Genomic DNA, 12561 nt, shown 5'->3' with positions numbered 1-12561 from the left:
GTCATTGCCACAGGCCCAATTGATTGACCTCTGAGGGGCGAGTTTTTGGCAAAACTACCTCAGCGACCGAAAGCCCGGCTTCAATCGCCTGTGCTTCGTCAGGCGCCAGGGCCCGCGCAGTTGTGCCCTGCGGTCCAGATTCGAGCAAAACAACACCTCGCCCGTCGATACCCGCATTGCTGAGCAAGGCTTCGCTGTGAGTGCTGAGAATGATTTGTCGTCTTACTTTCTTGTCACGCTGCAGTCGTTGCAAGATCAACGGAATTTCTTTGACGATCGCATCGTTTAGAGAAATTTCCGGTTCTTCCAAAAGCAGCAGGGAAGAACCTTCAAGCAAGGCCCATAGCAACCCAAGCAAGCGCAAAGTTCCATCAGAAAAATGCTCCTCTGATTGCCAGCCCGCATTGGGGCGGTGGTGGGCATAGAGCGCTTCCAAATGGGGGTGGCCCAGCTTGTCTTGGATAAAACGCAGCTCCTCAAACTGGGGCACTGCAAGCTTTAAAGCCTTGCTGATTTTCACCAGGCGAGCTGATCGGGTCTTCTCTGGAGTTTTGGCAATTCGCTCTAAAAAGCCTTGACCAAAGGGGTCATCCTCTATCCGATGCCCCCCCATTTTCTCCGCGAACTTCAGCAGCTGCGGCACCAGGTGAAGGTAAGTGATTGAGCCAAAAAACTCTGGCAAGTCACGGAATTCTCCATTGGCTGCGATCTGTTCCAGCCGTGTCTGCGTGAGCAGCATAGGATCGGCGCGATCCTTGTTGTCTGGGCGAGTGAAGAGGTTGCTCCCGCCTTTCCAAACCTGTTCATCGGAAATCAAAATGCGTTGCGCCCCCTTGCCCTCGGGCTTGAAGCCAAGCACATAACGCCATGAAACCGGGGCGTCTGTCGAAGGTGCCAACTCAATTTCCAATCGGACTTCCGGATCGCGTCTAGCATGCAGACAGCGCACTTTGGAGATTCCTCCGCGATCTGCCACCGCAGTTTGCAAGCCACCGCCCTTCGCTTTGCTTACGTCTCGTAGGAAGCGCAACGCGTCCAGCAGATTTGACTTTCCAGAAGCGTTTGGCCCCAGCAAATACGAGACCTCCCGAAGAGAAACATCGATCGCTCTAAAGTTGCGCCAGTTCTTGAGCTTTATCCTGGTCACCAACATTTTTGAATTCCCAAAGGCTGTGCACCTGCGAAAAAGTGCTGCTGTTTCAAGAGGTGGATGGGCTTGAGCATGGTTACGAATGTAGCGCCCAAAGATGCTTCATGGCGCCTGCAAATTAGCGCAAGAGCTCAGTTGGAGGCTGCGTCATCCTCACGCCCAGGCTTGTGCTGTCGCGCCGAACCCTTGATCAGATCGAAGCGGAACAAGCGGCACTCGATAGGGCCGTTCCACATCGGGAACTTGCGCGATTCTTTGAGGCGCATCTTGCTGGGCAGCTTCATGTCGGGGCAGAGCAACCAGGCGGTCCAGCCGGCCGGGTTCTGGGTGTAGGCGCGCTTCCAGTGGGCGGCCAGGCGAGGGAAGAAGTCGTCGCCGGCGTCGCGCGCCTCGGAGCCGCCGGCATCGCGGCTCATCTGCACATTGCCGGCCTTGCCGCGCACTTCGATGCGCTCGCCGTAGGGCGGGTTCATCAGGATGGTGCCGGGCATGCCCTCGGGCAGCTCGGGGGCGGGGCGTTCGAGCGCATCACCGCCGTTGAACTGGATGTACTGGGCCACGCCGGCGCGTTCGGCATTGCGGCGTGCGAAGTCGACCATGCGGAAGGCCACGTCGCTGCAGAAGATGGGCACGGCGGGGGCGTGTTCGCGGTCCTTGGCGGCCTGCTTGATGGCCTGCCAGCGGCCGCGCAGAGGCACAAAAGGCAGCTGGCGCTCGAAGGCAAAGCGGCGCTGCATGCCGGCGGCCATGCCGCAGGCGATCTGTGCGGCCTCGACGGCGATGGTGCCCGAGCCGCAGCAGGGGTCGTGCAGGGCGCCGCCGGTCTCGGGCGTGCCCTTCCAGCCAGCCGCGGCCAGCATGGCGGCGGCCAGGGTTTCCTTCAGCGGGGCGTCGCCCTTGTCCTCGCGCCAGCCGCGCTTGAAGAGCGGTTCGCCCGAGGTGTCGATATAAAGCGTGGCGTCGGTTTCGCTGAGGTGCAGCATCACCGGCAGGTCGGGGAAGCGGGTGTCGACACTGGGGCGCTCGCCGGTGGCATCGCGCAGCACATCGCAGATGGCGTCTTTCACGCGCAGGGTGGCGAAGTTGAGGCTGCGCAGCGGTGAGCGCTGGGCCACGGTGTCGACGCGGATGGTCTCGGCCGGGGTGATCCACTCGTTCCAGTCGACCCGGCGGGCCAGGGCGTAGATGTCGTCCTCGTGGCGGTAGCCGCCCGAGACCAGCTCGATCAGCACGCGCTGGGCCAGCCGGCACTCGAGGTTGAGCTTCATCACGCCCTCGAGATCGCTCTTCAGCGCGATGCCGCCGCGCAGCACCTCGATATGGGTCTTGGGCAGGATGGCCCGCACTTCCTCGTCGAGCAGACGCTCCACGCCCGAGGGGCAGGAGACGAAGAGGTAGTGAAGGTCTTTGGGGGATTCTTTGGCGGCCATGGGCCGATTGTCCCAGGAATGGCGAGGGAGGGCCGCGGCCCTCGGCTGCAGCGCTCGGGCGGAATCCGGCGCGAAGTCTGTCGCCAAGTCACCCTGTCAACTCTGACAGCTCCGCCCAGAAATTCGAGATAACCCTGTATTCAGGCGGCGCGGCTGCGGTCAATCTTGTGCTGCGGGCGCTGAATAACGTGCATCTCCGACGTCAAGGACCGAAGCTGGACCTGGTCGCGGCGCATGAAGGACGTGGCCCGCGGGCGGCCGGGATCGATCTGCCGGCTCGCCTACGGCGTTCTCCATCCACCACCCCGGCTCTCAGCGCCGGTGCGGCGCCGCACTTCACAAGAGTCCGCGCCGCTCGGCCGGAGTCACTCTGTGAAAGAAAGCCTCATCACCATGTCTCAGCACACACCCTCTCCGCGCCGCCAGGCGCTCAAGCTCATGGGCGTGGCCTCGGTGGCCGCGCTCGGCAGCAAGGAAGCCAGCAGTCAGTCGCAGACGCCCTACGGTGCCGCCGCGGCCGCCTGCAAGGCAGACACGGAATCGACCGCCGGGCCCTACCCGAACATCAGCGCCGCCGAGCGCCGCGATCTGCGCGCCAACACCAGCGGCAACACCACGCCCAAATCCGGCGCTCCGCTGACCCTGCGCCTGCGCGTGCTCGATCTGGAGAGCAACTGCGCGCCCATCCCGGGCGCCGTGGTCGACATCTGGAGCTGCGAGGCCACGGGCCTCTACTCCAGCTACGCCCCCTTCGGCACCCAGGGGCAGAACTTCTGCCGCGGCTACCAGAAGACCGGGGCCGACGGCGTGGCCGAGTTCCTGACCCTGTTTCCAGGCAGCTACAGCGGCCGGGCCCTGCACATCCATTTCTCCATCCAGAGCGCGGCGCGCAACATCCGGCCCAATGACGATGGCCGCAATCTGCCCGACGTCTTCGTGGCCCAGCTCTACTTCAACGCCGCCACGGCGGATGAGGTGTTCCGCAGCTTTCCCATCTACCAGCAAGGCGCGCCACGCACCCGCAACGAGGCCGACAGCATCTACGCCAGCGATGGCGGCGCCGGCTATATCGTGCAGGTCAGCAAGAGTGGCAATGCCTACACCGGCACCATCGATGTGGGGGTGAGGCGCTCAGCCATCGGCATGGGCAACAGCCAGAACGTCACGCCCCTGGTCAGCGGCCAGGCTCAGACTGTCAGCCTGGGCCTGCGTCAGTCGCGGCTGTACAGCATCCAGGTGCCGCCGGGCCGTCGGCAGCTCAAGTTTCAGCTTTCCGGGGGTACGGGCGATGGCGATCTCTACGCCCGCCTGGCATCGGCGCCGAGCACCACGGTGTATGACAAGAAATCCGATGGCTCGAGCAATGCAGAAACCATCAGCTTCGCCTCACCCGTGGCGGGCACCTACTATCTGCTGCTCAATGCCTACGCGGCGGTCAACAACGCGCGCCTGCTGGCGACCTTGAGCTGAAGCCGGGCGGCGCTGGCCGCCAGCTTCGGGGCCGGTGCTCCAGGCGACCGGCCCTTGTCTTTTCAGCTGCGGCGCTGGCGACCGGCGCGCAGACCCAGGGCTGCCAGGCCCAGGCCCATCAGCAGCCAGGTCTGCGGTTCCGGCACGGCGGCCAGCATGCCCTGGCCGAGGTAGCTGTGGGTCAGCGTGGTCGGGTGGATGCGGTCCCAGTACATATAGCTCTCGGGGTTGCTGCAGGTGCTGCCGTCGGGCTGGCCGACATAGCCGGTGAAGCAGGCCGCCGTCACATTGCTGAAGCCGTAGAGCGCCGCGTTGTCGACCAGGGCTTGCTGCGTGCCCAGGGTGTCGAAGTAACGGATGTCGATGCCGGGCAGGGCGCGCAGCTGGCCGATAGCCTGATTCAGGCCGAGGTTGAAGCCCAGGGAGAGCTGGTGCAACTGGCCCGAGAGGCCGGAGGACAGGCCGGCCGGCGTCTGGCCCAGATCGGGCAGGCCCGGCATCAGGAAGTTGCGTGCGCCCAGGCCGTAGAGGGTCTGCACGGCATTGCTGAGGTTCTGGATGGCCGCTTGCGCCGTGGCCTGCGAGAAACCCAGGTACTGGAAATCATTGGCCCCGCCCCACAGCAGGTACAGCGCCTGGCTGTCGGCGGCCGTGCCGGCCAGGCCGGACTGGAAGGCGCCCACTTGCGAGAGCATGCCCGTGTTCTGCAAGGCGGCCGGGGCACCTGCGGCCACCGCCGCGCCGTTGAGCCAGCCGGTTTGGGCACCGCCCCAGGCGTAATCCTGCAGGCTCACGCCCAGGCCTTGCGCGAGGTGCTCGACGGCCACCTGGCCGTTGGAAAAACGACCCTGGAAATAGTTGCCCGGCTGGGGCACTGCGCCGCCGGTGGCGCGGTAGAAATTGCCGTTGTCCGAGAGGCTGTCGCCGAAGGCGATCACGCGGCTGTAGCTGGTGGCGGCGCTGCTGCCCGTGGCCTGAGCCTGAGCTTGGGAGGGGGCGGCCCAGGCCAGGTTGGCGGCGAGTATCAGCAGGGCGGGCAGGCGGGCGCCGGCCGGGGAGCGGAGGGTGGTGTTCACGGCAGACCTTTCAAGTAACGATCCAAGTCAGCGGCATGATGGCATGTCTCGAAATGGGAATCACCTGAAATCGGTGTGCGTGTTCACGTTTGGGGGTGAACAGGTGAACGGGTGAACAGGTGAACAGGTGAATGGTGAATCGTGGGGTGTGGTTCACCAGTTCACTGATTCACCCGTTCACTCAAGCTTCAACCTTCAAACCACCCGCCGCATCGTCGTCGTCCCGATGTGCATGCCTTCGCGGTATTTGGCGACGGTGCGGCGCGCGACCTGGATGCCTTGTTCTTCCAGCATGCTGGCCAGGGCGCTGTCGGACAGGGGTTTGGCCGGGTTCTCGGCGGCGATGAACTGCTTGATCAGCTCGCGCACGGCGGTGCTGGAGGCTTCACCGCCAGCCTCGGTGGACAGGCCCGAGCCGAAGAAATACTTGAGCTCGAAGGTACCAAAGGGCGTGGCCATGTACTTGGCCGTGGTCACGCGCGAGATGGTTGATTCGTGCAGGCCCAGCTCGTCGGCGATCTCGCGCAGCACCAGGGGTTTCATGGCCACGGCGCCGTGGCTGAAGAAACCTTTTTGCCGCTCGACGATGGCGGTGGAGACGCGCAGGATGGTGTCGAAGCGCTGCTGGATGTTCTTGATGAACCAGCGCGCCTCCTGCAGCTGGCCGCCCAGGGCGCTGTTGCTGATGCCGCCGCGCGTCTGGCGCAGGGCGTTGGCGTAGAGCTCGTTGATGCGCAGCTTGGGCGCGACCTCGGGGTTGATGATGACGCGCAGCTCGCGGCCGACCTTGCGCACGATCACGTCCGGGATCACGGCCGGCGCCTGGCCGCGGGCAAAACGCCGGCCGGGCTTGGGCTCCAGGGCCACGATCAGGGCTTGCGCTTCACGCAGCAAGGCATCGTCGGCGCCGGTCAGCAGCATCAGGCGGCGGCTGTCGCGCTTGGCCAGCAGGTCCAAGTGCTTTTTGCAGATCATGATGGCGATCACCTGCGGCGCGCTGCGCGGCAGCTGGCGCAGCTGCAGCTCCAGGCATTCCGTCAGTTCGCGGGCACCGACGCCGGGCGGGTCCATGTGGTGCAGCCATTTGAGGGCGATGCGCAGGTGGTCGAGCAGCTCCTCGCGCTCGGCGGCGCTGTCCTCGTCGCCGTCCGGCACCAGGGCCTCGGCGATGGCTTCCAGGCTGTCCTCGAGATAGCCGTCCTCGTTGAGCGAATCGATCAGCAGGCGCAGCGCCAGCTGGTCGGTATCGCTGAGGTGCATGCCGGCCATCTGCTGGACCAGATGCTCTTGCAGGCTGATCTCGGCCGATTCCTGGTCGCTGCGTTCGCCGTCTTCATCGTTGCTGCCCGAGCCGCTGCCGTTGTTGCTGGGCAGTTCGCGGATGCCGTCGAAATCGTCGCCCTCGGTGCCGTTCTCCCAGTCCTCGCGTTCGGTGCTGCCGAAGTCTTCGGCCTGCAGCTCGGGCGTGGCCTCGGCCTCGGCGCCGCCGCCCAGCTCACGGTCGGCGCCGCTGTCCTCGGCGGCACTGGCCGGGCGCAGCTCGGGCAGCTCGGGCGTGGCGACGGAGAAGTCTTCTTCGGTTTCGAGCAGCGGGTTCTGCGCCAGCATCTGCTCGACTTCCTGATTCAGCTCCAGCGTGGACAGTTGCAGCAGGCGGATCGATTGCTGCAGCTGCGGCGTCAAGGCCAGATGCTGGCTCAGTCGAACCTGGAGTGACTGCTTCATGGCGCGGGCTCAGGGGCAGTCGTGAGATGCAGGAATCCCAGCATCAGCCCCGCGCGGGGCTGCCGTGGCAGCGGGCGTGTAGGCATCCATGGCCGGCTCTACATGCGGAAATGTTCGCCGAGATAGACCTTGCGCACATCGGCGTTGGCCACGATCTCGTCCGGCGTGCCCTCGGCCAGCACCGAGCCCTCGCTGATGATGTAGGCCCGGTCGCAGATGCCCAGGGTCTCGCGCACATTGTGGTCGGTGATCAGCACGCCGATCTGGCGCGCCTTCAGGAAGCCGATGATGCGCTGGATCTCCAGCACCGCGATCGGGTCCACGCCGGCGAAGGGTTCGTCCAGCAGGATGAAGCGCGGCTGAGTGGCCAGGGCGCGGGCGATCTCGACGCGGCGGCGTTCGCCGCCCGAGAGCGCCGGCGCCGGGCTGTCGCGCAGCTTCTCGATGCTGAGGTCGTGCAGCAGCGCTTCCAGCAGCTCCTTGATGCGCGGCTCCTTGAGCGCGCGGCCCTGCTCGTCGCGCTGCAGCTCCAGCACGGCGCGGATGTTCTGTTCCACCGTGAGCTTGCGGAAGATCGAGGCCTCCTGCGGCAGATAGCTCAGGCCCAGGCGGGCGCGCTGGTGGATGGGCAGGTGCTCGACCGACTGGTCGTCGATGTGGATCTCGCCGGCATCGGCGCGCACCAAGCCCACGATCATGTAGAAGCTGGTGGTCTTGCCGGCGCCGTTGGGGCCGAGCAGGCCAACCACCTCGCCGCTGTTGACGCCCAGATGCACGTTCTTGACCACGCGGCGCACGCCGTAGCTCTTGGCCAGGCCCTCGGCTTCCAGGCGGCTGCGCGGGCCGGATTCGAGGGCGGCCACGGGCGCGTGATGGGGGCTGGCGACGCTGCTGTTGCTGCTGCTCATGGCGCTTTGCGGGGGCTCAGGCTGGTGCTGGGCTTGAGTTGCACGCCGGAGGCCGCGGCCGCGGGTGCCGAGGCGGCCTCGGGCGCGCCGCCGCGCGGCATCATCACCACACGGACCCGGCCGCTCGGGTGGGGCGAGGTCTGGCCGCCCTCGAGGGTGAAGACCTCGCTGCGGTTGTCGAACAGAATGACTGCGCCGGTCACCTCGTCGGCCACCGTCGTGCCCTGCAGGCGGCGCACCACGGCATTGCCGATGAAGCGCACGGTGTCGCTGCGGGTGTCGTATTCGAGCTGGTCGGCCAGGCCTTCGATGGCCTCGCCCGGCACATCGCGCGCCTGGCGGAAGCTGACCTGCTTGCCGGTCTGGCCATTGGCATAGACCTGGTAGTAGCCGTCGCCGGTTTCGCGCACATCGAGCTTTTCGGCGCGCAGCACCAGGCTGCCCTTGCTCAGCACCACATCACCGTTGAACTCGGTGCGCTGCTTGGCGATCTCGACGCTGCCGCCGTTTTTGGAACTGATGTTCAGCGGCTTGGCGCGGTCGCCTTTTTCCGCCCAGCCCGGCGTGGCGCCCAGGCCCAGCAGCAAGGCTGCCAGCAAGCCGGGCAAGACGGAAGGGCGCGGTGACAGCTTCATGGACAGCAGCGGGTGGGAGGATGGAGGAAGGGCAGGCCGGGCAAACACATCAAGCAAGGGTTCGCCGCCCAAGAAGGCGGCACAAAACTTGCAGATCATTCTAGTACGGGCCTGAGCCAGCCCGACGCGCCTGCCGCGCGTGAAACCTGAGCATCACGCCGCAGTGCCTGCGGTGCCATCACATCATCAGGCTTCAGGCCTTGCCACTGCCGCGCAGCTGTTGAATCAGCTGATTGCTCAGGCTCAGCGAGGCCTGGCGGCCTGCATCGGCGTTCTGGCTGGCGCCGGCTGCCATGCTGGGGCTGGTCAGGAAGCGGCCGCCGATGCCGATGGCCGGCACGGTCTCGACCCCATAGCCCTTGGCCAGGCTGGTGGCCTGGTCGATGCGCCGCTGGGTGTTGAAGCGATCGTTGAAGGCCGCGCTGAACTTGGCTTCGTCCAGGCCCAGGCTGACCGCGAACTTGATGATGGCCTTCTCATCGCTGAGGTCCAGGCGCTGCACATGGACGGCCTTGAAGACCGCCTCGTGCAAGTCGCCCAGGCGGCCGAGGGATTCGAGGGCCGCCATCAGGCGCTGATGCAGCTTGTGCATGGCACCCACGCCGACATGGATGCGGCGGAAGCTGACATCGGCCGGCAGTTGCTTGACCCAGGCCGAGACCAGAGGGTCGAAAGCAAAACAGTGCGGGCAGGTGTAGAGAAAGAACTCGTACACCTCGATCTTGCCCGGCGTGGCCGGCAAGGGTTGGGGCAAGCGCAGGTACTGCTTGCCCTCGACCGGGGCGGCACCCTGAGCCAGGCTCAGGGCTGGCAGGCCGGCCAGGGCCAGCCCGAGGGTTGAAGAGAACTCACGGCGAGAGATCAAGGTCTTCATGTCAGAGCGGGCAGAGGCAGAGCGGGGTTCAGCCAGGGATGGGGCGATCAGCCCTTGCTGGCGCGGGCCAGCTGGATCAGGTGCTCGGCAACGGCCAGGGCGCGGCGGCCGTTGGCCTGCTCGTTGTCGCCACGCAGGCCGGCGATCGAGGGCGAGGTCAGGTAGCGGCCGCCAATGCCCAGCGCCGGCACGCCGTCGATGCGGTAGGCCTCGGACAGCTTGGCGCCCTGGCCGGCCTTGGTGACCACGCCGAACGCGTTGAAAGCATCCTTGAACTTGGCGCCGTCCACGCCCAGTCGCACCACCAGTTCGGTGAGGCTTTTCTCGTCGTTGAGCTCGAGGCGCTCGACGTGGAAGGCATGGAAGATCTTGTCCTGCAGCTCGGCGGCCTTGCCCAGGGCTTCCAGGGCGTAGAACAGGCGCTGGTGCAGCTTGATCATGGCGTTGAAGCCAACGTGCACGCGGCGGAAGGCCACATCGGCCGGCAGCTGCTTGATCCAGGGCGCCAGCACCGGCTCGAAGGCATAGCAATGCGGGCAGCCGTACCAGAAGAACTCGACCACCTCGATCTTGCCCGGGGTGCTGCTCGGCAGGGCTTGCGACAGGGTTTGGTACTTGCCCGCGAAGGGGTCGGTCTGGGCCAGGGCCAGCTGCGGCGCAGCGGCCAGCGTGCCCAGGGCACCCAGGCTCAGAGGTGCGGACAAGAGGGCAGAAAACTCGCGACGTTTCATCATCTTCATCTTCTCGTTCATCTCGGTGGACAAAAGAGGCCTCGGCAGGCCCTGGGTGATGGACAGACGATCAGCGCTTGACGCCGACCAGATTGGCTTCGATGCCGGCGGCTTCGATCTTGCGCTGCATGCCTTCGGCTTCATCGCGGCTGTCGATGGGGCCGATGCGAACGCGGAACACGGTGCGCCCCGACTGTTCCTTTTCCATGACCTTGGCGCTGAAGCCCAGCAAGGCCAGGCGGGCGCGTTGCTGCTCGGCGTCCTCGTTCTTCACATAGGCACCGGCCTGCACGAAGTAGAGATTGGGGTCGGCTGCGGCCGCGGCGGCGCTGGCGGCGGCTGCCTTGGCCTCGGCCTTCTTGTCGGCCGGGGATTTGTCGGCGGCCTTCTCGGCAGCTTTCTCGGCAGCCTTGTCGGTGGCCTTGTCAGCTGGCTTGGCGGCCGGTGCTGCCGCTGTGGAGGCAGCTGGAGCGGGCGCAGGCGTTGTCACGGCGGCAGGGGCGGCCGGAGCCACCACGGCAGGAGTGGGCGCCGGGGCGCCGCTGACTACGCCGCTGGCCACCTTGGCGCCGGCCTTGCCGGCCAGGGGGGCGTTGGGGTCCCAGTTCTTGTTGCGCTGGGCTTCGGCCGCATCCTGCTCGGCCGTGCGCTGGGGCACCTTGTCGATGAAGGGGATGGGCACCTTGGCGATGTAGAGCGCCACGCCCAATGCCACGGCCAGGCCCAGCAGCAAGCCGACAATCAGGCCGAGGACAAAACCGCCCCGTTGTTGCTTGCTCTTGTTGCCGTTTCTGCTGTTGTTGTTGCTGCTGCCAGATTGAGCCGTGCTCATGCCTTCTCCGTCGCTTCAGGGTTCGCTTCGCGGGACATCACCTCGGGTGCGCTGACCCCCAAAACTGCCAGGGCATTGCGCAGGACCTGGCGCGTGGCGGCCAGCAGTGCCACCCGGGCTGCGCTCAGCTCGGGCGCCTGGTCCAGCACGCGCTCAGCCGCATAGTAGCTGTGATAGCTACCGGCCAAATCGCGCAGATAGAAAGCCACATCGTGTGGGGCCAGGCCGGCGGCCGCGCCGGACAGCATGGCCGGGTACTCGGCCAGCTTGAGCATCAGGGCCGCCTCGGTGGGCGCCGTCAGCAGGCTGAGGTCGGCCTGGGCCAGGGTGCTTTCGTCACCGCCGCGGGCCACCCAGTTGCGAATCACCGAGCAGATGCGGGCGTGCGCATACTGGACGTAGAACACCGGGTTCTCGTCGTTTTGCTTCAGCGCCAGGTCGACGTCAAAGATGAACTCGGTGTCGGCCTTGCGGCTGATGAGGAAGAAGCGCACGGCGTCGCGGCTGGTCCAGTCGATCAGGTCGCGCAGGGTGACGTAGGAGCCGGCGCGCTTGGAGATCTTGACCTCTTCGCCGCCCTTCATCACCGTGACCATCTTGTGCAGCACGTAGTCCGGGAAACCCTGGGGGATGCCCACATCGGCCGCTTGCAGGCCGCCGCGCACGCGGGCGATGGTGCCGTGGTGGTCGGTGCCCTGGACGTTGATGCACTTGGTGTAGCCGCGCTGGAACTTGTCGATGTGGTAGGCCACATCGGGCACGAAGTAGGTGTAGCCGCCTTCGGACTTGCGCATCACGCGGTCCTTGTCGTCACCGTAGTCGGTGCTGCGCAGCCAGAGTGCGCCGCCTTCTTCGAAGGTCTTGCCGTTGGCCACCAGCTTGGCCACCGTGTCTTCGACCCGGCCCGAGCTGTAGAGGCTGGATTCCAGGAAGTAGTTGTCGAACTTGAGGCCGAAGGCCTGCAGGTCCAGGTCTTGCTCGTGGCGCAGGTAGGCGACGGCGAACTGGCGGATGCCGTCCAGGTCTTCGACATCGCCCGAGGCGGTGAATTGGCGGTCGTCGGCGACCACGGTCTTGCCGGCGCGGAAGTCGTCGGCGATGTCCTGGATGTAGTCACCGTTGTAGGCGCTCTCGGGCCAGCCGGCGTCACCGGGCTTGAGGCCCTTCAGGCGGCACTGGGTCGAGTTGGCCAGCGTGGCGATCTGCACGCCAGCGTCGTTGTAATAAAACTCGCGCGTGACCTGGCTGCCCTGGGTTTGAAACAAACTGCAAATGGCGTCACCGAGTGCAGCCTGGCGGGCATGGCCCACATGCAGGGGGCCGGTGGGGTTGGCCGAGACGAATTCGACCATCACATGCTGCTCATTGGCGGGCTGTTGACCGAAGTGATCGGCGGCGCCCAGCACCTCGGCCACCACGGCCTGCTTGGCCGCAGCGGTCAGGCGGATGTTGATGAAGCCGGGGCCGGCGATCTCCAGGGCCGAGACCCAGCGCTGGAAGGCCGGGCGGCGCTGCAAGGCCTCAATCAGGGCCTGCGCCAGCTCGCGCGGGTTCTTCTTCAGCGGTCGCGCCAGCTGCATGGCGGCCGTGCAAGCGAAGTCGCCATGGGCGGCTTGCTTGGGAGATTCGAAGGCGGCAACCAGGTCGGTGCCGGGGCTGAGTTCTTGAATGGCTTCGGCCAGGGCGGCGAGCAATTCTTGCTTGGCTTGGATCATGGGCGAATTCTACGG

The 12561-nt window shown here is 65.8% G+C and carries 11 protein-coding genes; 1 reads left to right on the top strand and 10 read right to left on the bottom strand.

Features of this window, described 5'->3' with window-relative positions:
* Window position 1: 1 nt before the first annotated feature.
* Window positions 2-1153 (bottom strand): AAA family ATPase, encoded by a 1152-nt coding sequence (locus AC1Q6P_RS18395; RefSeq protein ID WP_492665415.1) that lies wholly within the window; start codon window positions 1151-1153, stop codon window positions 2-4.
* 128 nt (window positions 1154-1281) lie between these two features.
* Entirely contained in the window at window positions 1282-2580 is a 1299-nt protein-coding gene (locus AC1Q6P_RS18390; protein ID WP_492665416.1) for a THUMP domain-containing class I SAM-dependent RNA methyltransferase, read from the bottom strand.
* A 393-nt stretch (window positions 2581-2973) separates the two neighbouring features.
* On the opposite strand from AC1Q6P_RS18390, the gene AC1Q6P_RS18385 reads away from it, so the two are divergent.
* Window positions 2974-4050 (top strand): pre-peptidase C-terminal domain-containing protein, encoded by a 1077-nt coding sequence (locus AC1Q6P_RS18385; protein ID WP_492665417.1) that lies wholly within the window; start codon window positions 2974-2976, stop codon window positions 4048-4050.
* A 62-nt stretch (window positions 4051-4112) separates the two neighbouring features.
* On the opposite strand, the gene AC1Q6P_RS18380 is transcribed toward AC1Q6P_RS18385, so the two are convergent.
* From AC1Q6P_RS18380 to argS, 8 genes are all read right to left on the bottom strand, one after another.
* Window positions 4113-5126 (bottom strand): SGNH/GDSL hydrolase family protein, encoded by a 1014-nt coding sequence (locus AC1Q6P_RS18380; RefSeq protein WP_492665418.1) that lies wholly within the window; start codon window positions 5124-5126, stop codon window positions 4113-4115.
* A gap of 195 nt (window positions 5127-5321) precedes the next feature.
* The gene (locus tag AC1Q6P_RS18375) at window positions 5322-6851 is read right to left on the bottom strand and encodes an RNA polymerase factor sigma-54 (protein ID WP_171827226.1); all 1530 of its coding nucleotides are present in this window, start codon (window positions 6849-6851) and stop codon (window positions 5322-5324) included.
* A gap of 98 nt (window positions 6852-6949) precedes the next feature.
* Window positions 6950-7759 carry an LPS export ABC transporter ATP-binding protein gene (gene lptB / locus AC1Q6P_RS18370; protein WP_492665419.1) on the bottom strand — a complete coding sequence of 270 codons (810 nt, stop codon included), beginning with the start codon at window positions 7757-7759 and terminating at the stop codon, window positions 6950-6952.
* Window positions 7756-8394, bottom strand: coding sequence for a lipopolysaccharide transport periplasmic protein LptA (lptA, locus tag AC1Q6P_RS18365; protein WP_492665420.1), 639 nt, complete (start codon window positions 8392-8394; stop codon window positions 7756-7758). Before lptA ends, lptB begins: the two co-directional genes overlap by 4 nt.
* A 193-nt stretch (window positions 8395-8587) precedes the next feature.
* On the bottom strand, window positions 8588-9268 hold the full coding sequence (locus AC1Q6P_RS18360; RefSeq protein ID WP_492665421.1) for a thiol:disulfide interchange protein DsbA/DsbL: 681 nt from the start codon (window positions 9266-9268) through the stop codon (window positions 8588-8590).
* 47 nt (window positions 9269-9315) lie between these two features.
* Window positions 9316-9972, bottom strand: a complete 657-nt coding sequence (locus AC1Q6P_RS18355) for a thiol:disulfide interchange protein DsbA/DsbL (protein ID WP_492665422.1) — start codon at window positions 9970-9972, stop codon at window positions 9316-9318.
* A gap of 97 nt (window positions 9973-10069) precedes the next feature.
* Window positions 10070-10831: an SPOR domain-containing protein gene (locus AC1Q6P_RS18350; RefSeq protein WP_492665423.1), complete on the bottom strand. Its 762-nt coding sequence runs from the start codon at window positions 10829-10831 to the stop codon at window positions 10070-10072.
* Complete coding sequence (gene argS / locus AC1Q6P_RS18345) at window positions 10828-12546, bottom strand: arginine--tRNA ligase (RefSeq protein ID WP_492665424.1); 1719 nt, start codon at window positions 12544-12546, stop codon at window positions 10828-10830. The genes AC1Q6P_RS18350 and argS overlap by 4 nt, the downstream gene beginning before the upstream one ends.
* Window positions 12547-12561 lie beyond the last annotated feature (15 nt).

Source organism: Roseateles sp. GW835-FHT13E02 (genome assembly GCF_058794035.1).
The sequence above is the reverse complement of the archived record's forward strand: the minus strand, read 5'-3'. Positions and strand labels throughout refer to the sequence as shown.